Annotated in this window: 20 protein-coding genes; 10 read left to right on the top strand and 10 right to left on the bottom strand. The window is 34.1% G+C overall.

What is annotated here, in order from left to right; genetic code table 11:
• Positions 1-545: 545 nt before the first annotated feature.
• Positions 546-1,472, top strand: coding sequence for a replication initiation protein RepM (repM, locus tag B9T27_RS14725; RefSeq protein WP_086207561.1), 927 nt, complete (start codon positions 546-548; stop codon positions 1,470-1,472).
• Positions 1,473-1,539: 67 nt separating this feature from the next.
• Positions 1,540-2,094: a plasmid replication DNA-binding protein gene (locus B9T27_RS14720; RefSeq protein WP_171263418.1), complete on the top strand. Its 555-nt coding sequence runs from the start codon at positions 1,540-1,542 to the stop codon at positions 2,092-2,094.
• A 233-nt stretch (positions 2,095-2,327) separates the two neighbouring features.
• Here B9T27_RS14720 and B9T27_RS14715 read toward each other — a convergent pair whose 3' ends face one another.
• Positions 2,328-4,790 carry an AAA family ATPase gene (locus tag B9T27_RS14715; RefSeq protein ID WP_086207559.1) on the bottom strand — a complete coding sequence of 821 codons (2,463 nt, stop codon included), beginning with the start codon at positions 4,788-4,790 and terminating at the stop codon, positions 2,328-2,330.
• A 319-nt stretch (positions 4,791-5,109) separates the two neighbouring features.
• On the opposite strand from B9T27_RS14715, the gene B9T27_RS14710 reads away from it, so the two are divergent.
• Entirely contained in the window at positions 5,110-5,898 is a 789-nt protein-coding gene (locus B9T27_RS14710; protein WP_086207558.1) for an LlaMI family restriction endonuclease, read from the top strand.
• A 27-nt stretch (positions 5,899-5,925) separates the two neighbouring features.
• On the opposite strand, the gene dcm is transcribed toward B9T27_RS14710, so the two are convergent.
• The 4 genes from dcm to B9T27_RS14690 form a co-directional block, all read right to left on the bottom strand.
• Entirely contained in the window at positions 5,926-7,206 is a 1,281-nt protein-coding gene (dcm, locus tag B9T27_RS14705) for a DNA (cytosine-5-)-methyltransferase (protein WP_228146234.1), read from the bottom strand.
• Positions 7,207-7,404: 198 nt separating this feature from the next.
• Entirely contained in the window at positions 7,405-7,815 is a 411-nt protein-coding gene (locus tag B9T27_RS14700; protein WP_086207557.1) for a hypothetical protein, read from the bottom strand.
• 12 nt (positions 7,816-7,827) lie between these two features.
• Positions 7,828-8,577 carry a winged helix-turn-helix domain-containing protein gene (gene mobC / locus B9T27_RS14695; RefSeq protein ID WP_086207556.1) on the bottom strand — a complete coding sequence of 250 codons (750 nt, stop codon included), beginning with the start codon at positions 8,575-8,577 and terminating at the stop codon, positions 7,828-7,830.
• Between the two features lie 3 nt (positions 8,578-8,580).
• Positions 8,581-10,311: a type IV secretory system conjugative DNA transfer family protein gene (locus B9T27_RS14690; protein WP_086207555.1), complete on the bottom strand. Its 1,731-nt coding sequence runs from the start codon at positions 10,309-10,311 to the stop codon at positions 8,581-8,583.
• A gap of 1,277 nt (positions 10,312-11,588) precedes the next feature.
• On the opposite strand from B9T27_RS14690, the gene repM (B9T27_RS14680) reads away from it, so the two are divergent.
• Together repM (B9T27_RS14680) and B9T27_RS14675 are read left to right on the top strand one after the other, a co-directional pair.
• The gene (gene repM / locus B9T27_RS14680; protein ID WP_086207554.1) at positions 11,589-12,542 is read left to right on the top strand and encodes a replication initiation protein RepM; all 954 of its coding nucleotides are present in this window, start codon (positions 11,589-11,591) and stop codon (positions 12,540-12,542) included.
• 19 nt (positions 12,543-12,561) lie between these two features.
• Positions 12,562-13,146, top strand: coding sequence for a plasmid replication DNA-binding protein (locus B9T27_RS14675; protein ID WP_086207553.1), 585 nt, complete (start codon positions 12,562-12,564; stop codon positions 13,144-13,146).
• A 9-nt stretch (positions 13,147-13,155) separates the two neighbouring features.
• On the opposite strand, the gene B9T27_RS14670 is transcribed toward B9T27_RS14675, so the two are convergent.
• Positions 13,156-13,485 (bottom strand): type II toxin-antitoxin system YafQ family toxin, encoded by a 330-nt coding sequence (locus B9T27_RS14670; RefSeq protein WP_086207552.1) that lies wholly within the window; start codon positions 13,483-13,485, stop codon positions 13,156-13,158.
• Complete coding sequence (locus B9T27_RS14665) at positions 13,463-13,738, bottom strand: type II toxin-antitoxin system RelB/DinJ family antitoxin (RefSeq protein WP_086166664.1); 276 nt, start codon at positions 13,736-13,738, stop codon at positions 13,463-13,465. Before B9T27_RS14665 ends, B9T27_RS14670 begins: the two co-directional genes overlap by 23 nt.
• 300 nt (positions 13,739-14,038) lie before the next feature.
• On the opposite strand from B9T27_RS14665, the gene B9T27_RS14660 reads away from it, so the two are divergent.
• Complete coding sequence (locus tag B9T27_RS14660; RefSeq protein WP_086207551.1) at positions 14,039-14,983, top strand: FRG domain-containing protein; 945 nt, start codon at positions 14,039-14,041, stop codon at positions 14,981-14,983.
• A 260-nt stretch (positions 14,984-15,243) separates the two neighbouring features.
• On the opposite strand, the gene B9T27_RS14655 is transcribed toward B9T27_RS14660, so the two are convergent.
• Entirely contained in the window at positions 15,244-16,263 is a 1,020-nt protein-coding gene (locus B9T27_RS14655) for a DUF4365 domain-containing protein (protein ID WP_086207550.1), read from the bottom strand.
• Positions 16,264-17,241: 978 nt separating this feature from the next.
• On the opposite strand from B9T27_RS14655, the gene hdeA reads away from it, so the two are divergent.
• From hdeA to B9T27_RS14640, 3 genes are all read left to right on the top strand, one after another.
• The gene (gene hdeA, locus B9T27_RS14650) at positions 17,242-17,550 is read left to right on the top strand and encodes an acid-activated periplasmic chaperone HdeA (RefSeq protein ID WP_086207549.1); all 309 of its coding nucleotides are present in this window, start codon (positions 17,242-17,244) and stop codon (positions 17,548-17,550) included.
• A 514-nt stretch (positions 17,551-18,064) separates the two neighbouring features.
• On the top strand, positions 18,065-18,565 hold the full coding sequence (locus B9T27_RS14645) for a Dps family protein (protein WP_086207548.1): 501 nt from the start codon (positions 18,065-18,067) through the stop codon (positions 18,563-18,565).
• 440 nt (positions 18,566-19,005) lie between these two features.
• Positions 19,006-19,419: a hypothetical protein gene (locus tag B9T27_RS14640; protein ID WP_086207547.1), complete on the top strand. Its 414-nt coding sequence runs from the start codon at positions 19,006-19,008 to the stop codon at positions 19,417-19,419.
• 68 nt (positions 19,420-19,487) lie between these two features.
• Here B9T27_RS14640 and B9T27_RS14635 read toward each other — a convergent pair whose 3' ends face one another.
• Positions 19,488-20,003 carry a hypothetical protein gene (locus B9T27_RS14635; protein WP_086207546.1) on the bottom strand — a complete coding sequence of 172 codons (516 nt, stop codon included), beginning with the start codon at positions 20,001-20,003 and terminating at the stop codon, positions 19,488-19,490.
• Positions 20,000-20,920 (bottom strand): MobA/MobL family protein, encoded by a 921-nt coding sequence (locus B9T27_RS14630; RefSeq protein WP_086207545.1) that lies wholly within the window; start codon positions 20,918-20,920, stop codon positions 20,000-20,002. The genes B9T27_RS14635 and B9T27_RS14630 overlap by 4 nt, the downstream gene beginning before the upstream one ends.
• Before the next feature lie 229 nt (positions 20,921-21,149).
• Between B9T27_RS14630 and B9T27_RS14625 the strand changes: the two genes are divergently transcribed.
• Positions 21,150-21,572 (top strand): conjugal transfer protein TraD, encoded by a 423-nt coding sequence (locus B9T27_RS14625; RefSeq protein ID WP_086207544.1) that lies wholly within the window; start codon positions 21,150-21,152, stop codon positions 21,570-21,572.
• The last annotated feature ends 638 nt before the right edge of the window (positions 21,573-22,210 follow it).

Below are 22,210 nucleotides of genomic sequence, written 5' to 3'. Positions count from 1 at the left end.
TTTAAGCGAGTGTCTACGAGCTGCCACAATAAAAGATTTGCCTCGGTTGTTTCCCTGATTACAAGCTCCCTTTAGATTCCAAAATTTAGATTTAGAGCATCCCGAATGGGTGCGAATGAAATTAAGTTGATGCTAGACCGAGCATAGCGAGCATAAAAAACTTATGAGCGAAGCGAATTCCGAGTTGCTTTTGATCTTGCTTTTTCAATATTGAAATCACATTTGGTATTAACTAAAAATTGCCCCTTCGAACTGAGCGTAAGCGAAGTTCAATAGAGTTTGAGCGTAGCGAAAACATAGGGCAATTTTTCATTCTCTAGGCTTTTAATTATTTTTAAGCTTTTAAATGCTTTTAGATACCCTAAGAGCCTTTATTAGCAAGCATTGTAGCTCTCAATATCCTAGGTTTACCTTGCAATACTCCTAGGTTTACCTTGCAATACTCCTAGGTTTACCTTGCAATACTCCTAGGTTTACCTTGCATATAACTAGTTAATATTATACAAAGTAAATACTAGATTAAAAAAACACTAGGATAATAAGATTTGAGACCGTTAGTAGTTAAAGATAATGCACTGATAGACGCTAGTTATAATCTAGATTTGGTTGAGCAACGATTAATCTTATTGGCTATTGTTGAAGCTCGGCAAAGTGGCAAAGGTATTAATGCAAATGATCCTTTAACGGTTCATGCTGAAAGTTATATTAGCCAATTTAACGTACATCGAAATACAGCCTATCAAGCATTAAAAGATGCATGTAAAGACTTGTTTGCTCGGCAATTTAGCTATCAAGAAATATCAGCCAAAGGCAATACAATAAATAAAATGAGTAGATGGGTTAGTGAAGTAGGCTATATAGATAATGAAGCTGTAGTTCAGCTAATTTTTGCTCCTGCTATAGTTCCCTTAATTACTCGATTAGAAAAGCAGTTTACTAAATATGAACTACAGCAAATTAGTAACTTAAACAGTGCTTATGCTGTACGTTTATATGAAATTCTTATTGCATGGCGTAGTACTGGCAAAACTCCAATTTTACACTTAGAAGAATTTAGAAAAAAAATGGGAGTTCTTGATACTGAATATATTCGTTCGGACAACTTTAAAAAATGGGTGATAGAACTACCTATTAAACAAATCAATGAACATACCGATATTGCAGTTAAGTATGAGCAACATAAAACCGGTAGATCTATTTCAGGTTTCTCATTCACTTTTAAACAGAAGAAACTTAATGCTCCGCTAATCGACACAAAAAGAGATCCTAATACTTTCGATTTATTTTCAAAGATGACAGATGCTCAACGTCATATGTTCGCTAATAAGCTTTCAGAGCTTCCTGATATGGGTAAATATTCTCACGGCACAGAAAGCTTCCAGCAATTTGCTATCCGCATTGCCGAAATGCTACAAGATCCTGAACGATTTAAAGAACTCTATCCATATCTTAAAAAAGTTGGATATCGATAAAACAGTGATGTAACGTTACATGACAACCTAATGTTTACTGATACATATTTTTTATTTGGGCTACATGATGAAAGCATTGTCTGTTATTGAGTTGGCTAATCTATATGGAATGAATCGCCAAAGCATTTATAAACGTATTAATAAAGGGGATTTATCTAAAAATAGTGATGGGAAAATTGATTTTTCAGAAGCTCTACGTGTATTTGGGGAACCATCTAATAAAAATAAGGATGTAACCACGTTACAGTCTGCTACGGTACAAAAAGAGACAGAAGTAGACATGTTAAAACAACAGGTAGACATGCTAAAAAAACAACTAGAACTTGCTCATGACCGTGAGATTTTTCAAAGAGAACAATTAGAGGCTAAGGATAACCAAATTGATGCTATACAACGCCTACTAGAAGCCCCTAAACCCTATATGACTACGTTTACCGATCAAAAACCTGTACAAAGCAGTATGGCCAAAACTGATCCTGAACAGGGCACAATAGAGCCTAAACATGACGGATTGACTACTCCGGAACAAACGGAAAATCATCGCATTTCAGTGCCGGAACACGTTAAACCAGAGCAGCCGAAAAGAGGGTGGTTAAGCCGGTTTTTCTTGCCGAATGGCTAACTAACCTGTTTAGCTGTGCTAATTAAAGCCATGCAACATTGATCAAAGAATAGGCGTGGAACACGACTATTCACGTAAAAAGCCCAATCGGTTGAGATTGGGCCTTTCTGAAACATTTAAGCGAATGATTTATATAGAAATAAAAAGAGCATTTCGTATAAGGTGTATTATGTTAATTTTAGGAAATCTAATATAATACCAACGAGACACTAGTAAACCGAGGCATTCATTTGTTATGCAGCTTGATTGTTGGGGTGAAGAGAGTCATCCAAAATCTGTATATCTATACTTTCTAATAGTGCGTTGTATTGACCTAAATCTTCTGACTGAATTTTGTTTATGATAGCTTTGGCTGATTTTTGCATTTCAGGTTGCTCTGAGATAGTTTCTCCACGCTCAAGTACACCTGTCATATGTGAATATTCATTATGAATTCTATCTGTTAAAGTCTTATAAATTTGCTCCCCCCAAAAACTTTCTAATTGAGAATCAAGTTTGTATGATGGAGAGGGAAACTTATAAAAGGTATAAATTTCTAAAAATTTTCGAGCATTATTTCCAAAATTGTAGAAAAGATGGAAGTTTGAATCATCAATTTGAGTTACTGTTGCACACTTATAAATTTGATCAAATAGAAAATTAAATTCAGTTAAAAATTTACTTAAATAAAGAGGCATTTGTCGAATAATTGAAAAATTATCATGCCTTTGAATTAGAAAATAACTAGCTCGTCTTTTTTCTTCTTTAACTAAGCCAATTGAGCCATCTGGCGTTGCTCCAGTAAGCCTTCTTAAATACTTTAAAAACTCTAAATTATGTGTAGATATAAATAGTTGCGAGAATTTTTTCTCTTTACAGATCCGTTCTTCGATAAGTGAAAAAATAAAGAAAATATGATTGCTATCTAAACTACAAATTGGATCATCAATCCAAATAATTGGACTACCTCCATTGTTTAAAGAATCTTGAACTTTTGCTAAAAAATAGCAAAAAGCAATCAGACTACATTCTCCCTCACTTAAATTATGAGCTTTTACTTTATTCCCGTTTCTAACACGTTGTATTTCAAAGTTGAAGACTTTGCCATTGATAGTGTCCGTTTCTATAGCTTCAAGGCTTAAATGCTGATGTCCAAAATCATGATTAAGAATATTATTTATTTGAGCACAAGCTTCACCTTCGGTTTTTAATTTATCTTCTTCACTTTTAATTTCAGCTTCAATGGTAGTTTTTCTTATATTTAAATTCCTTAGAGCTTGAACCAGAGGATCAATTACTAGGAAAGCGGTGTGTATATTTGTTTTTAATAAGGTATAATTTATATCTTGTAGAAAATGGTAAACATGATTTAAACGAAGAGCTTTTTGAGCCTCTTCTTGTTTAAGTTTAAGTTCACTGTTGAGTTTAATACAGGCCTGCCTTATCGCTGAAATTTTTTGGAGAGTAGTATTTATTTCTCCAGAATAATCATTTGGATATTCCGCATCTAATTCAGTAAAGATTTTTTCATTTTTTTGTTGCAACAAACTTTTAAGTTGTTGAATAGAAATTTTTTGCTTGTCTAAATTTGCTTGTAGATCTGCTTTGAGCTGTAAAAGGTCAGTATGATGTTGTCTATAATAATGACTAATATCAAAACTGATTTTAAAATTTTCACCATCTAGTAAGTTTTCTAAATGTTCAATACCTTTCGATATACGAGATTGAAGTTTTTGGGTTTCTTGATCAAAATGATTTCTTAATTGTGTTTGCCTATCACCAGTAATTTCATTAGTACAAAAAGCACAAGTGGTTCGATCCTTATGTAGCTGATGCCCTGTTTGTACCCATGTATTTAAAGCACTATTTTTAACTAATTCTTCAATTTTTTGAGAACCACCAACAATGGTTTTTAAAATTTCATCTGTAGATTGGGTAAGAGAAGAAAAATTTAAAGTGTAAACTGAAAGTTCAGGTGGATTTTCTAATTGTTTTTGAGTTATTAGCGCTTTATTTTCTTCTATTTGAGCATTAGTTAAAATTTGAAAAGCAGAGTCTTGAGTAGAAGCTATATCCTGTTTAAGCCTAGTGATAGTATAATTAATCTCACCAAAAATAGAGTATTGATTCTTTATAGAATCAGGCTTTCTTGTTGCTTTATCTGCTAAAAGATCTTCTAAATACTTCTCTTTTTTACGATGTTCTTTTTCCGATTCTTCTACTTTATTTTTTTGATCATTAATAGCTAAATGAAGTTGAGACTTAGCATTTTCCTCATTTGAGCCTAATTCATCTTTTAACTCTTGTATACGATTTAAGATTTGTTGATTATCACCACCTAAAGTGACAGAAAAAGATTTAATATTCTCGTCTTCGTTATGAAGAAATTTTAGATTTTCTTTCACAAAATCTGAGTTGTAAACGTATATTGGATGTTGAAAATTGGACAGTAAATTTTGAGTAATAAGACTTCCATCATTTAACTCAATTTTAAAACTAGGATTTTCATATTTTAGAGATAAGTTTTTCGTTTCTAAGGATCTTACAATCTTCGAAAGGCTTGTTTTACCTGAATAATTTCTACCATAAAAAATATTAATATCTTTGAAATCATAAATTTCAGTATTTCCCCCATTTTGATAACTTAAATTAGAATCCCAATCAAAACTCTTAAAAATTGAAAAGTTATCAATTTTTGAAATACGCTTGAACTTCATTATAATCCCCTAATATTATTAAAATTCAAATATTTATTAATTCATTTAGTATACTTTTTGGTTTTTAAATATTCAATAAAAGTGTTTTGTAACATTAAGAATAAACTAATATTTACCGCCACAATATAGAGTGTAAAAGTTAGTCACAGACACTAGATGATGTAAGCATTTAACATAAAATCTCTTATGCTAAAAACCCAAATAGAAATGACCAGTTCTTCCAATGAAAAAACTTAAATTTCCATATATTATTCAATATTTTATTTAAATCCATCCCTACACATCATAGACTAAGCCATTTATTTTCGCGGAGAAAAAAATGGCTTCCTCACAAGAACAAGAAATTGTTCAAATATTTATGGAAAATGTATACGGAAAATCACCTGATACATCTCAACAAAATCAAAATCATGATGGAAAAAAGGGCCATTGGTTAGAAAAACAAATGGGTATTAAACCCAATGCTTCCAATGCACCAGATTTGTTAGGGTTTGAAATGAAAAATCAGACCACTTCAAAAACAACATTTGGAGACTGGAGTCCTAATTATTTTATTTTTAATGACAAGGAGATTATTCCTAGAGAAAAAGGAGTAACCGCTGTACATAGAAGGAATACTCACTTTCTTCCTATCTGGGGGCAACCTAATATAGAAAAAGAAAATCGTCTTTCTTGGTCAGGAAAACCTATTCCGAAAATTGACCAATGGAATGGTTTTGGTTGTATTCTCTTAGTATGCCCAAACAATGATATTGAAATTGTTTATGATTATCAAAGAGATCTTAGGCTTGATAAAGAATCAATTGTTCCACAACGCTATAGGCAGTCACCTATAGTAATAGCCCGATGGGATGCAACTAAATTAGCTAAAAAAGTTAATGATAAGTTTAATCAAAAAGGATGGTTCACCTGTAAAACTGATAATTTTGGTGTCTATAATCAGATTTGTTTCGGGGATCCTATTACTTTTAATAATTGGATTTATTTAGTAAAAATTGGAGTCGTTTTCTACGACTCTGGTATGTATGAAACAAACCCTAGACCATATGCTCAATGGCGAGCTAACAATAGTTATTGGGATTCTCTAATTCGTCAAACTTATCCATAAAATAAGGGCCTTTTAGGCCCTTATTCATTAGGTCTTATCTACTTTAATTTTGTAATCAAGCACTTCAACAAGTTGTTTAGCAATAGCGTCTATCACTTTAACGCATACTGAGTTTCCAAATTGTTTATAAATCTGTGCTTGTGATACAGCATCAACAATAAACTCATCAGGAAACCCTTGTAATCTCGCACACTCTCGAGGAGTAAGTTTTCGAGGATTTTTACCTAGGTGACTTTGATCAATTAATATCTCGGAACCATCTTTATAGTATCGGGCACTAATCGTATTTGTATAAGCGTTATCAGCTGTATAAACAGAGCACCCAAAACCATTCCCCTTAGTTTTATGCTCTTCCTTACGACGTTGATGTCCCGCCCATAATTTATCGGAAATGGTATATTTATCTTCCTGAGCATCTAAAATATCTTGAGGCTCTAAAATATCTCCAACCCTTGTAGGCTCACAAGTAGGAATAGGCCATTTAAATATTTTATCAAAATCAAAATTTTCACCAAAATAATCTTTATCAAAACCAACAATAAAAATCCGTTCACGATTTTGGGGAATACCAAAATCTGCTGCTCTTAGTACTCTAAAATCAATCCAATAGTTAAGCCTTTCTCCTAATGCATTTCTAGCATCTTGAGACATCGGAACATCATCTAAAGATTGATCACTTTCCCCAGTCAAAATATTTAAAATAGTTTTTAAGGTTCGTCCTTTTTCATGACCTTTTAATTGTTTAACATTTTCAAGTAAAAAGACTTTGGGTCTTTTCCCCCCTAAAATTCTTTGTATTTCAAAGAACATAGTTCCTCGAGTATCCTCAAAGCCCTTTTTTAAACCTGCTTGAGAAAATGATTGGCAAGGAAATCCTCCCATTAAAATGTCATGATCAGGAATATCATTAGCTGAAATTTGTGTAATGTCTCCCGATGGAACCTCACCATAGTTAGCAGCATAGGTTCTTTGGGCAAACTTATCCCATTCAGAGCTAAATACACACTTACCACCTAGTTTTTGGAAAGGTAATCGAATCCCACCGATACCTGCAAATAAATCAATGAAAGTAAACTTATAATCATTATTTTCATTTCTAAAAGGCGCTTCTTCATGAAGCTCTAAAATTTTAGAAAGCTTAGATTTTGACGGCTTATGTTCTCCAAGCTCCCAACCTCGTATCGTTCTTTCCCCATTTTCTTTTAATTCTAATAAACAGGCTAACTCCAATTGAGTTAATCCCATACGAATTCTTTTTTCACGTATCAGCGTTGCTTCGAGGGGTAAAAATTTTTCGAGTGCGTTCATAAACCAGCTACTTATCCTGTTTTTTGCCAGGATATCAGAATTATAGATATATGCAACTACCTAGCGACATGGCTCGTCGCATTTGTATATCAACTGAATGGAATATATCCAATACCAATGTTTGAAGCTTATAGTTAAAAACAGGTCATTTTAAATGGTTTATCGCATAGACATTTCATGGGCTAAAAAATTATGCCCTTAGCCTAGAATTCCTTGAATCTTAATTTGATCAGAACCATCAGGCGTTTGTAAGTTCAGTGTTTCTATAAAGAACTTACATTTTGAGTTCTCAACATAAGTCGCCTCATGCCACTGATTCATATCCCACTCACGTCCATAAAATCGATCAAAATCATCTTTTATAATTTGAATGACTTTTACTTTTTCTGAGAAAAATTCATCAGGACATTCTTTTAACAACAAATTAAAAAAATCACTTCTAATCTGAGTACTTAAGGCTGTTATTTGAGTGCCTCCTACCCTTTTAGGGGAGAATATCAATAGATAACTAATTCCATCATCTAAGACAAAGCCATATAGAACCTTCACAGGGTAATAGCCATTATGTTGAGATGGATAGATTGCCTCACGTAACATACTTTTTTCCATGTTCATTTAATCCTAAAAATTTTGTGCACTTGTTTCCCATTTCTCATATGAAATGAAATAAAAACGTCTTAATAAACCTTCAGGTGTTGGGATGACCTTTCCTCTAAAAGTAATTTTCTCAATCCGATGAAACAGCCTTTCTAATCGGGCTGTCAACTGTGCAGGACACACATAGATCACCTCATCAATGACGCCCATAGACATCATTTCAGCATAGTTCGCCAAAATCTCGACATAACGTTTAGGCGTTTTCACTGTTCTTTCTAGCTCAATTGCAATTTTTCTCCCTTTTGGGGATATTGCAACAGCATCTGGGACTTGCAACCATGTCGAACGGCTTAAATTTGCGTTCTGTAGCATCTTAGAGCTACTTTCCCACTCACTCCACCCCTGACTAAGTGCAAGCACTTTAACGCGCTGTAAAGCCAAGCTATGCGTCATAGTGATTAGTTTCACACGCCCCACCTCAAAAAACTTTACTTGCTCATCTTCAGGCGTTGCTAAAAGTGCTCCAGTCGGAGTTACCCCCCAAATTTTGAGATTCCACGGCCCCACCTCAAAATCAACGGTATGAGCTTTTATCAACTCATTAGCTTCCATTTTTCGCAAAATCCTTTGCACACCATTCGGTGTCATTTTTAAAAATTCAGCCAAGACTATTGCTGTGCTATAACCCTCTTCAAGTAAGAAAGACAGTACCTTGGCTTGCTTCTCTGCCTTAATTCGGTCCCGTTCTGCTTTGGAGCTGATTAAATTTGACATTAATCACTCCAAATTACTGAAAATAAAAATGTTAGAAGGATTTATGTTTTCTACATCTTTCGAATTATCAAAGTTCTCAACCCGTTTGGAATCAGCATTTTTTTCAACTTTAATCGGATAAACACTTGAAACTCTTGCTATGCCATTACCATAAAAAATTCCAGTTTTCGGGGGAAGTAACAGCATTGTATTTACATCGAATAAATTTCTTTCTGTTTGCCTAATTTGTTTCTCTGCCGTCACTCGATCAGTCAAACTAAGCGTTTTTTCGACATATCGAGCTTCATCATCCACCAAAATTTCCCCAGAGAAATCGGAAAAATATTTCGCTGTTTCAAAATCCACTGCACGGTACATAAACTTCAAACTACAATTCGACATAACAGAACCTGCGAATGCCTGTGCATCCATGTTCGCGGGGACATTGGTTAGATCAGTAATACTTTGATGTGCCAGAATAAAATGTAGCCCTTTGTCTCGAATAACTTTAAGAGAATCCCCAAAAATTTTAGAAATTTGGAAAGAAAACTCATCCAAAATGACACAGACTTGCTTCGGCATTTCGAGGTTGTTATCTCGTTCACTCACAATTTGAACAATCCGATCAAGAAGCATACGTTGTACTTTGACATACTTGGGGTCTTGCCAATCGCCTGCAATATAGAGAAATTCCCCATTCTCTATAATTTTTTTTAATGAAATTCCATGAGTTGCATTAACAGCTTTAACCCGGCCTATTTCCTCAAGCTGATTGGCAAAACTCTCAGCCTCATTTTCTTTACTTCTAAAATATTGATCATATTCCTGACTAATCTTGGTTGCTGTCAGCCCCAATTGATAATTTTCTCCAACAAATCTTGCCATCCTACGATCTTTACCACGGTAATAATCAGCTGCATCACCTCGATCTTCGAGCAAAAACCCAGCAATTAAAAGATTTTCAATTTGCTCAGGCGTAGCATCTTCAAAAAGATTTAATTGGGCTTCACCACGACGGAGATCAATAAAATAGTATCTTGCACCAACTTTCTCAGATGCCTTTTTGCAAACATGTGGGAACCACTCATCTCCTGACTGTTTTGGATCAAAAATAATGGTGGCTTCACCTTTTTGTATCGCTTGTGAAGCCAGAAGGCCCAGTAAAATACTCTTACCAAACCCAGATGCTCCAGTGATCTGCGTATGAAGGAGCTTTTCTCCGTTATAGAAAATTGGTTTATTTTTAATATCTAAGCCAAAAAACCATTTTTTAGAGTCAAAAAATTTCTCAGGATCATATTCTTTGGTCTGTTTAAAATTTGCTTCAATATCTCGGATATCGCTCTTTTTATTGCGTTCTGTGCCTGATTTTTTTGTACAAAAAAATTTTATTTTTTCCCATATCGGTGTAAAAAATCGATCAAATAGAACAAAAATAAAAAAACTGCTCATACTAAAAGTTAGAAACAACCAAAGTTCATTGCTATCTACTTTTTTCAGAAAATAAGCAGGAAACCAGAGAACAAAAAATATAAGTATAAAAATGAAAAAAGCATAAAAAGAAACTTTCGAACCCAATTTTTTCAAACTTGTTTCATTTGGCTTCGCACTTAACACCATAAAAGCAAAAATGCCGACAAAAATAGAAATTACGTGTCGTAATGGGTGTGCGAAAAAGGCACTCAAAAAAACTGAGATCTCAGCAGAAAAAATAATGAGTGTGAAACCCCCAGCAATTAAAAACCAAAATCGCATAAATAATTATCTTTTAGCTCTAAATGGGAAAATAATAAGCTCATTTAATAATAAAAAACAATATTTATTTTTAGTAAGTTTTTGAAAAATATAGTTTTTGTGGTATATGGTCATAACCTAAAAACGATTTTCTATATGATTTATAAAGTAATATTCTGATTGAAAAAAAATAAAGACAAAAAGGCTTAAATATATGACATAGATTTTAATTATTAATTATTAATTATTAAAATCTAATATTCTGACAAATCACGATCAGCCGATACGCGGGTTGCCCCGAAGGGGGGACGAACGACAGTGAGGCATCCTCGTAGCCCCAGCGAAGAGGACAAGGGGGGAGCCACAAAAGGGAAAAAATGGAAGCAAAGCGCACCCATTTTTTAAGGCGTCCCAACGCCTGACCTTGAAGTGGGGGGCTAGCCCATCCCCGTCGTAAGGAACGCACGACCACCCTCTTACGGTTAAGAAAGTTCGTTGAGTTCATTGCGTAGCAAATGAAGCTCAATACTTTTCAGTAAGGGGGTGGTCGTGCGCGGTAGCGCAACGACGGGGGTTTCGGTATAGGTAAAAACGCCCTAGCGTAGCGGTTGCGTTACCGTGAATCTAGTCAACACCTTCGGCACCTCGCCTCGGCACTGCGTATCGGCATATAGTTAGTTCCTATATGAGGTGCTGATATGGAGTGCTATATTTTTTACCTTGCTTCTCAAAGATGAATTTTAAGCGAGTGTCTACGAGCTGCCACAATAAAAGATTTGCCTCGGTTGTTTCCCTGATTACAAGCTCCCTTTAGATTCCAAAATTTAGATTTAGAGCATCCCGAATGGGTGCGAATGAAATTAAGTTGATGCTAGACCGAGCATAGCGAGCATAAAAAACTTATGAGCGAAGCGAATTCCGAGTTGCTTTTGATCTTGCTTTTTCAATATTGAAATCACATTTGGTATTAACTAAAAATTGCCCCTTCGAACTGAGCGTAAGCGAAGTTCAATAGAGTTTGAGCGCAGCGAAAACATAGGGCAATTTTTCATGTTCTGGGCTTTTAATAATCTTTTAAGCTTTTAAATGCTTTTAGACAGCCTGAAAGCTAAGCTAGGTAATGGTTTCAGGCTTCATTAAACTAGGTTTAAGGGGTTATAAAACTAGGTTTAAGGGGTTATAAAACTAGGTTTAAGGGGTTATAAAACTAGGTTTAAGGGGTATTTGAATAGATTGTATGTTGACTATTTTAAATAGCCAGTCTATAACCTAGTTAAATAAATTAAAAAGCTGGTTAAATGAGCAATAATAAATTAGTCGTTAAAGATAATGCCTTAATAGATGCTTCTTTTAATCTCTCATTAATAGAACAGCGTCTTATGCTTTTAGCTATTGTTGAGGCTAGAGAAGTTCATGATCTAACACCAAATACTGCAATAGAAATTGCGGTGAGTGACTATGTGCATCAATTTAAGGTCGAAAGTAATAATAGTTATAGCTTAATCAGAGATGCAGCTAGAACCTTAAAAAGACGAGAATTCAGCTATTTAGATAGATACAAAGGAAAAGAAGCATACACCACCGCAAACTGGGTGAATAAGGTTACTTATGTCGATACAAGCGGTTTAATTGTTTTATATCTAAGTAATGAAGTTATAAGTTTAATTAGTCGACTAAGCGAACAATTTACCAAATATCATTTAGAGCAAGTATCTGATTTTAAAAGTAAATATAGCATAAGGTTATATGAATTATTAATAAAATGGTTAAGCACAGGAAAAACTGAAAAATATAATATTGATGATATTAGAGCTAAATTAGGTGTAGGCGTAAATGAGTACGCCACAATGTCTAATTTTAAAACCAATGTGCTTGAAAAAGCAATTTCAGATATAAATAAAAATACAGATATAACAGTTAGTTATGATCAGTTTAAAAAAGGTCGTATTATTACTGATCTTCAATTTAAACTTAAACAGAAATCAACATTAAAAGCTATTCCAGCCTTAAATAATAAAGTATCAAGTCAACAAAATTTCTATAAAATGAGCGACTCTCAAATCAATATGTTTGGCAATCAATTAGCAGAACTTCATGATTTAAGTCATTTGGCCGTAGGTAATGAAAACTATGAAGTCCTTGCAGCTCGAATTAAAGATATGTTGAGAGATCCAGAGAAGCAAAAACTGTTTTTACCTCATTTAAAAAATCTGGGATTTAATCCTAAAATAAATAATTTAAACTCAATTTAATGTCTTATTTGGCGTAATTATGGCAAAGCTAACGATTAGTAAAATGGCAAATCTTTATGGACTTTCTCGTGGTGCTTTATATGACAAGGTATCTAAAGGAATATTAACAGCCACGCTCAATGAACAGGGACAAAAAGTCATTGATATGGTTGATATGATTGTTCTATATGGTGAGGCTAAGACTGATAAAGCTGTTCAAATTGAACAACAGCCGACAGTTCAAAACAGTTCAATCCAAACAGAATTAGACAGCATTGAACTGTACAAAAAAATGTTAGAAATGTCTGAAAATTCTCGACTAAAAGCAGAACAAAGAGAGGATAGGCTTTTCAATGAAATTAGTAGTTTAAGAGAAGAAATAAAAGAATTAAAACTTGTTTTAGGTTATACCCCTTCCACACACAAAGAAAAAATTGAACAACAATCGACAGTTCAAAACAGCTCAATTGAACAACAAGACCATACAGAATTAAACAGTAAAAAAGACAGTTCAAACAGTGTCAAAACACCAAATAAACAAAGTGATATTCACATAAATAAAATAATAGAAGAAGAACCAGAAAAACGAGGATTCTGGAGTAAATTCTTCTTACCCAATGGCTAATTTTTTCGGTTAGAATAATTCGCTGTGTGTTCCAGCACGAACAAAAACAATCATATCGAACTTAGACAGGCACTCAATGCGATAGACCAATAGAAAATCTCCACCGACATGCAATTCACGGCAGCTTTTCCATTGATTACCATTTAAAGCATGATCTAACCATTCTGCCCCTAAAGGTTCATCATTGGCGATTAAAAGCATCATGACTTCCTTCAGCTTACCCATGTCATAGCGACCACTGCGAGAAAGCCGTTGCCAATCTGCTAAAAACTCTTTGGTGTAGTCCGATGATCGAGGTAAAACGGCACGTTTGGATTTAGCTGTTTTTTTCGAGGTCATTAAACAAGTCTTCTACAGTTTCAAAACGGGCTTTTTTAGCTTGGATCAGTTCATCTGCTTCATTCATGGCAGCAACAGTCTGTGCATTCGGTACACGAACCTCAAAGGGGATTGCTTGTTCTGCAACAACACGGGTTAAAAAGATTCGTACAGCGTCAGAAACAGACATTCCCATTGATTTTAAAGCTTGCTGTGCTTGAAGCTTAGTATCATCATCTATGCGAACGTGCAGCATTGAGGTTTGAGAAGTCATGTCTTCACCTTAATGTTATGTAACTCAATTGAGATACACTATAGCATGTTTTTAGTTTAAGAAAGCCATTGTACTGAATTCTCATTTTTAAAATTAGCTAATCAAAAGTGTGAAACATTGATCAAAGAATAGGCGTGGAACGTGAATAATCACAAAAAAACCGTTCTAGTGCGCTGAACCCTAGAATGGCTTTGACTAAACTATTGAGGCTAAAGGGAAAATTTCAAGCATTTCGTATAAGCGGTATTATGTTAATTTTAGAAAGACTTAATTAAATCTATAAGTTGAATTTGAGGGTACATGAAAGAAATAAATCATGAAGGTTTTGTAGAGCTAATAGTTTCTTATGAAGAATTTATAGAATTAATTAGACCAGACAATAAAGAAAAATTAAGTTCTTATATTGGGGCTGCAAATCATAAATTAATTTATAGGGGGCAGTCAGATTCTAATCATCTTTTAATTCCAAGTTTATTTAGAGATGTTTTTGAATATTCTTCTTTTACTAATACATTTAATGATCTTTGCTTTTGTCAATTTGCACACTTAAAAAGCTTTGTTGCAGGTTGTGATACAAATGCTGTAGCCATCCCAAATGATTCTTATGAATTTAGAGAAAAGTATTTGGCAGATTACAACAGTAGCGCAGCATATGATTCAAGAAGTTGGCCTGACAAAGCTTTGTATGAACTATTAGGTTTTGCTCAACATTACGGCTATCCAACAGAATTATTAGATTGGAGTTACAGTCCATTAGTTGCATCTTATTTTGCAGCATCTGGTGTGATATCTAATAGAGAATCTTCACTGGATAGTTATATGTCTGTTTGGGTATTTGATCTAGAGAAAAAAAATCTTCTCAATGATCACAGAAGAACTAATTTTGAAGTAATAAATATTCCAAGATCTTTAAATCTGAATATATCCTCTCAACAGGGATGTTTCACTCTTGTAAGACAAGATATTAATAGAAATCAGAAAATTACCTATGCTGATAAGCGGATTCAGGAGATGAGATTGCTTCCAGATCTAATGGCTGAGAAAAGACAAAATGGACTTTTGAAATTAACAATTTCTAATAAAAATTCATTAGAAATTCTAGAATTTTGTGACAGTTATTCTATTAATGCGGCATCCCTGTTTCGAGGGCCTTATGGAGCAGCCCAGTATGCAATTGAAGGGATAAATAAAAATAGATTTGCAAGTAAAAATAGTCTCTCTATTAAAGGAAGTATACCGTTATAGACGGCCTGATTTAACATAATGGGCGTTATGCGAAATTTTCAAAAAATATAGTAAAATGGGGGCTTAAAGCTTCCATTTTTGAGTTCGTATAAGGTGTATTATGTTAGTTTTAGTATGATAATCCCATGAACTAATTGACACTTCAGATATTTATAGTATTGTTTGCTTTGGCAGTACACGCACAAATGAAGAGCCAGACTTTTTTCTGGCACCGGTGTATATCACGTCTGGGGCAGTCTGAGCGCGACTGTACTGCCAATTTATTTTCCGCGTCCAGGTTCGTAAACTGTATAAAACCACAGTCTGGTTTCTGTACTATTTCCTCCTTCATTTTTTTTAAATCTTGTTTCTCTTTTTAATATAACCATAACATCGGATGAATTACGCTCTTTTAAAATAACCTTTGCTGTTAATCCAATAAAATCTATATGGCAGATATAATTGTCCTTTCTATTTTCATATCGTCGCATAGCAGTTAGCGTACGCCATTTGGATACATCATTTATGATTCTTGCCGCAATAGGTAGCAAATTAAAGCTCGTTTCAATTCTTGCTATAGGGCGGCCTTGGCGAGTGATATGACTCCATCCAGTCCTGTTAATTATTACTTGACCAAAGTAAGGGTTAGTTGCTCCAATCAATTTCCATTGTTGGTAGAATTCAATAGCTTTCCTTTTTAAAGGAGAGTTTAAATTCCCTTTAAGACTTGATGGCAAAATACTATCTAAGGAATCTGATTTCCCCATATCAATTACATATTTATCAGTGTAATTCCCTGATGTCCTTGCTATGCGTCTTAAAGGACCTTTGCATTCTTGTGATATTGAGAATCTATTTTTTAGAGGGATACTAATAATGGTATTGCAATCTTCAAAATATGTTTCGTTCGACTTTAGATCGGCCCAATATGAATATTCCCCCCCTTTTTCATCTTCAGCGACAAATATTAAGATACAAGGAATTGAAGATTTATTCCATATCTCTTTCTTTTTATTCAGATTTCTTATCTTAAGTGTTATCTGATCTTTATTTCGGCTACTGATGTAGCTATCTCCACTTTTCACTTGTATATGAATTAAACCTCCTGTGAAAACCCATGATTGCTTACTTTTGTTATCAGGATTCTGGGGATCCGAATGTTTTGATCGGATATATATAAGACCATCAAATCCATCATCATTTTCTTGTGAAATAGATTCGAATCCCCATCCCCATTTAAGTAAAACTCTCTGTACATAATTAATGCCAAGAGCTCCAGTTCTATTACTTTCAGAAGTCATATAATTCTCTATGAATATGAACCCTTGGATACCCTTCAGGTTCGGTTTTATAACAGTGATTATACGAAGTGAGGGCTATAGATTCTCAATTTTTTGTTGTTATTCACCAATTAAAATGTCTATGCGATAAACCATTTAAAAGTTACTGTTTTTATCAACACACATAAATTCCATTTAACATAATGGAGCTTATGCGAAATAGCTTTTAATAATTCAAATAAATTCAGAAACTTATTTAATTTAAAATCACCGTAAAAACTCAAAAACAGCCGAATTGAAACATCTCGGCTGTTTTTTAATCAGAACTGGTAGATTTCGCCAATAAAATAGATCATTAAATGCTCATATTTTCGTTTTTCCTTGAGTTCTCAACTGTCACACCGCTGAAATAATCCACAATTTCTGCGGATAAACCTTGGGGTAAATTTTAAGCAGCTGTGTACGCCTGAGCGCACAAAGATTCAGGCCCTTTGCGACTATACGTTGACTGATGAATTTCTTATCATGGCCACATAGAGAGCAGGATGCTCCGACAATAACAAGAATAGATCGACATAAGGATCGTGAGGTACGACAGGAGTCAGACCTAAGCACCAAATACGTAAAAAAGCCCAACAGGATGTTGGGCTTTTTTATTGCTTATTACTTCGGGTAAGAGCTTTTATATCAATTATAGAGGAGCTTAAATAATGAAAAAATTAGAAATATTTTTTTTGGTCGTTTTAATCCTTATAATTTTATGTGGCATTCAATGGATGTTTCATGGCTTCGCATAAGAGATTTTCTGCTAAAACTATACTAACAATGCTATTAATCAAATAATTTTAATTATCAATGTATTATATATGAATTTAAGTTGAAATCATGATGTAATAGTTAAAGTATTTTTAGATTGTTAAACATTTATTCAACAAAGAATTACAGCAGGTAACAACCAATATAAATACTATTTTCTTACTACATAAGAGTCTAATTAAAATGAAAAAACTATCTATTGCTATCGTATCTTGTATTGCATTAACACCAATGTTCTTAAATGCTGCACCCTCAAAAAAGCCAGTAAATAACTGGACATGTGAAGATTTTCTTATGGTTGATGCGAAATATCAACCAACAGCTATTGGAGTCAGTGTAGCTTTAAATATGAAAAATAAGGGTATGGAGAATCAAATTATCAATATGCAAGGTATTGAGACTGTTACTCCTATTCTTGTTCAAGAATGTACAAAAAATAAAAAGCAAAGTTTCAAACAATTATTAGCCAAAGAGTGGGCAAAAATTAAATAATAAAAAAAGCCCAACAGAATGTTGGGCTTTTTTAACATAATTGAGTAGATTCTTTAAGGATTGATACTTAGCTTTAACATAAAAGACCTCATTCAGTATCATCTGTGCAAGAATATAATTTAAGAAATTACTCTTGTATTCTTGCTAATACAATAAAATTGAATATATCTAAAAATGATTTAACTGAAACTTGTATCGAGTAAAAGTTATTAGATAATAATCTTATTTTTTAAATACATTTATTTAGAAAATTTAAAATTAACATAATACAAGTTATACAAAAGGCCCATAAATAATCTGCCCCGTAACTTTGGACGGTCCGATCAAACAAGTTTTAAGGACTGATCTATTTTAGCTGTAATATTGAGTTTATTTAAAACAACATGATAGTTGTTTAATAACCATTGATTTTATTGTTTGTTAAATTATATTCTTATCTATGAAGCTTTAGATTTAAAAAGTTATTTTAAATAATATATAAATATCATGTATTTAAATTAAAAGGAAATCAACTATGTCTAATTCTAAAAAAGAAGCCAAAGCAATACAAATTGATATTGGTATTTCGCACAATGATCGAGAGAAAATTGTCGCAGGATTATCTAAATTACTTGCTGATAGCTATACTTTATATTTAATGACACATAATTTTCATTGGAATGTTACGGGACCACAATTTAACAGTTTACATAACATGTTTATGGATCAGTATACTGAACAATGGAATGCTTTAGATACGATAGCTGAGCGTATAAGAGCATTAGGATTTCCTGCCCCTGGAACGTACAAACAGTTTGTTGAATTGACTGCAATCAAGGAGGTTGAGGGTGTCCCAAAAGCACAAGAAATGGTTAGCTTATTGGTAAATGCTCACGAAACTGTTGCAAAAACAGCAAGAGGAATTTTTCCAATTGTCAATGAAGTAAACGATCAACCAACAGCAGATCTAATTACACAAAGACTTGAAATACATGAAAAAACGGCATGGATGTTAAGAAGTATTCTAGAAGATTAATAGATATAAAAAACTCTTGAAGATCTTAGTACTGAAGAGTTATATACAAAAATAGAATTCTTAGTAAATCAGGATTAAACCCTAAAAAACGATTTGTTTCTAAGTTGGTTTTTAGAGTTTAATTTTCATTTTTTACAATTTAAACAGTTGAAATATATAATTATATTTAAAATAAATTCGCATAAGCGCCATTATGTTAAATAGGGGAATTTATATAATCAAAAATTCCTTAATGTGACAATATTATGTACAAGCTTTGCTTTCAGCTTTTTCCGCATCAAGAAATTTTTTACTGCTCTTAGGGTGAGTTGCTTGCATAGTAATTTAATTATTTTAATAGATCATAGCCATAGATTTTATTTTAAGCTATTTTATAAATTACTTTTAGATTTAAATATTTAAAGGTATTTTTTCTTTTATAAAAATTAACAGGAAATATTATGGAAAATTCAGAACTAAAACCAATAGGTTCATTACTATCAAAAGATAATAACGCTTATTATGTAGACGTAATCACAGATGAAACCTCTGAATCTGAAGACTTATTACAATCAACATCTAATACTGCTCATACTGTTTCTTGGCCTGTAGTATCTGGTAGTAACACTTTTATTGATTGTGATTCTGACACTGTTGTTGCTACACATGTCGAAAAATACCTGCTAAATAAGGATGGTAATCTTTGGTACACGTATAAATTAACAGTTAAAGTTAATAAGTCGGGGGATTATTACTTTACTGATGCTTCAAATGATACCTATAAATTATCAGTGTCATTTGAATCTTCTAAACATTCTTTAAGTTATAACTCTGATAATCCAACAATTGTTTCTGTTCAATATGTAGATTATTGAGTTTTTCTAAAATTAACATAATACAGCTTATGCGAAATTCAGACTGTTATCTGAATTTCGCATAGATCCTAGTATTTTTTAGGATCTATCTCACACCAGTCATATACTTTTGAATCCCCAAAAGCATAACAAGACTTCTTACTCATCACCCGAACCACTGTTTTTCCATCACTGGTCTTTCTGACTTGAATCGGATATTCACTTAACTGCTTTAAATCAGCTCTACGCTCTTGAATCTCATCTAAACTCGGTACGATCATCATAAAAACAACAACAAAAGCCATCACAATAGAAAAAATGCCACTACAACACAGTGCAATAAACTTCCAAGACAACTGCTTAATATTTTTCTGAATAGACTGATTCAGTTGATTCAATTGCTTGGCTGTCTCGACCATATTCTCAGAACCTTCTTTCAGTCCTTCTTTCACAGCATCTGATACGCTTGCTTGCGTCTGCTTTGCAATCACTTTCTGAATCTGTTCTTGAGTCAGATTAAGATTCTGAATCGCCTGATTAATCGCATTTTGCTGTTCTTCAGCAATCGTCATCAGTGCATAGAGTTTTTTTTCTTCTGGAGTCATCGCTCTATTCCTTTAGATTCTTTCAACTTGGCTTGTTCCTGTTCTAACTTCTGCTGTTCTTTAAACTGTTGTAATGCCTGTGCCTTAAATTGCTCAAAATCCGCCTTAAACGCGGCTTTACCTTGCTCAATATCCTGAACTAGACCTTTACGCTGCTGGATCTGTTCCAGATCTTGACTCAAATCACCTAAATCATAATGCTGAACCAGTCGATCTGCTTGTCTAGACTGGCTCAGGGCTTCTCGAATAATCGGATCTTTGGCTTGGCTCGGTAACAGCTTTTTTTCAGGGTCTTTTTCAATGCCTTGATCTTTATAGCTGCGCATATCGATTCGAGTATCGAGTCCTGCACGTTCCAGATGCTGATTGCTCATCACTTCCCAGCGTTGTCTTAAATCCCTGATTTCATCTTTTCGGGTTCGATAGTCTTTGCCTGTATTGTCTTTTTTGGCTCCACCTTGTTCAGGCGCTTTACTGTTGTAGCGTTTGAAATACTGTTGCGGATCTCGCTCGATCCCATCTTTCAGCCGTTCATTAAACATCAGGTGTGCATGCGGTTGTTCCAAACCATCCATGGCTTTGGGATTATGGATCGCCAATTGATAGGGATATTTCGTCCCAATCTCTTGCGCAATAAAATCCTGAATCAATTCAAGTCGCTGTTCAGCGTTCAATTCTCGTGGCAAAGCAATCTCAAATTCGCGGTAGGTACTTCCATTTTTTCGTTCATACAGATCGGCTGCCTGCCAAAATAACTTTGGATTTTCTTCCGCCCATGGCGGCATATTGCCAGACTCGGAATATTCCAAATCTGCCTGTTTTTGTTTGGCATACTTTTCATCACGCTCGATATATTCGGCATGGGCTGCCGCTTTACCAACACCGCCTGTTTTCACACTGAGTCGTGCAATGGCCATCTGCCTACCTCACTGTAGATGCTACTTTTGCTTTTTTAAAATTTGCGTAGCAAATTTTCGTGATTAGGTTTCTCTCGAAGAGAGAAACGTCTAAGCGCGCCATCAAAAATTTTGATGGAAATACGATTGAGATTTACAAGGACAAAGTTAACAAAAATGATCAAGACACTTGATTGTTTTTTGTTATCGTCCTGTGTAATCGAATGAGTATTTTATTGAGGAATGAAAAATGAATAATAATTGGTTAACAGAAAAAACCACCTATCTTGCGGCTTTAAAAAAACCATCCGATGCGCAACAACTTTTACTCGAACTTTCTAAAATTAATGATCGCAATCCAGAACAAGAAAAAAAGTTCAATGCTCTGATCAAAGCTGAAAAAGCCATGGATCGCGCCAACAAAGAAAAAATCGTAGTCCGTAAACTGCTCAATGCCGAAAAAGAGGCTGAACGCAAAGCTCGAACCAAACACCTGATTCAACTCGGTGCGCTGTTTGAAATTGCGCAACTGGATCAACGCAATCCAGCGGAACTTTTAGGCATCTTGTTAAAAACCGCTGAAATCGCGCAAAACGATCCAAAATGGGAAATATGGGCAGAGATAGGTCAAGACTGCTTAAACACGCGCAAAACGCAAAAGAACGAAAAATAGCATGGGTTTATTTCCCTATCCGATCCTTTTAATCCTGAAAATCACAAAACACACTCGTTTTAAGCCTGTTTTTTAAAGCTTGTATGCTTCAAAGGTATACAACAGAACGAGTGTCTACGAGTGAACTGAAAAAATTCGCGCTTCGACTTTCTGAAAAACTGCTTTTTAGGTTAATGAAGCCCAGAAAGCATTAATCACATGCAAAAATTTGAGCCTAGACGAGCGTAGCGAGAAAAAAAGCTTTATGAGCGAAGCGAATTCATTCTTGTTGTTGTTTTTGATTGTGCTTTTTTCAAAAGTTGAATGTGATCTGGTCTTTGCTAAAAATTGCCCCTTCGAACTGAGCGAAAGCGAAGTTCAATAGAGTTTGAGCGCAGCGAAAACATAGGGCAATTTTTCATGTTCTGGGCTTTTAATAATCTTTTAAGCTTTTAAATGCTTTTAGACAGCCTGAAAGCTAAGCTAGGTAATGGTTTCAGGCTTCATTAAACTAGGTTTAAGGGGTTATAAAACTAGGTTTAAGGGGTTATAAAACTAGGTTTAAGGGGTTATAAAACTAGGTTTAAGGGGTATTTGAATAGATTGTATGTTGACTATTTTAAATAGCCAGTCTATAACCTAGTTAAATAAATTAAAAA

Origin of the sequence: Acinetobacter sp. ANC 4648, from assembly GCF_002135345.1 — a bacterium.
In the GTDB taxonomy this organism is placed as follows: Bacteria; Pseudomonadota; Gammaproteobacteria; order Pseudomonadales; family Moraxellaceae; genus Acinetobacter.
The sequence above is the reverse complement of the archived record's forward strand: the minus strand, read 5'-3'. Positions and strand labels throughout refer to the sequence as shown.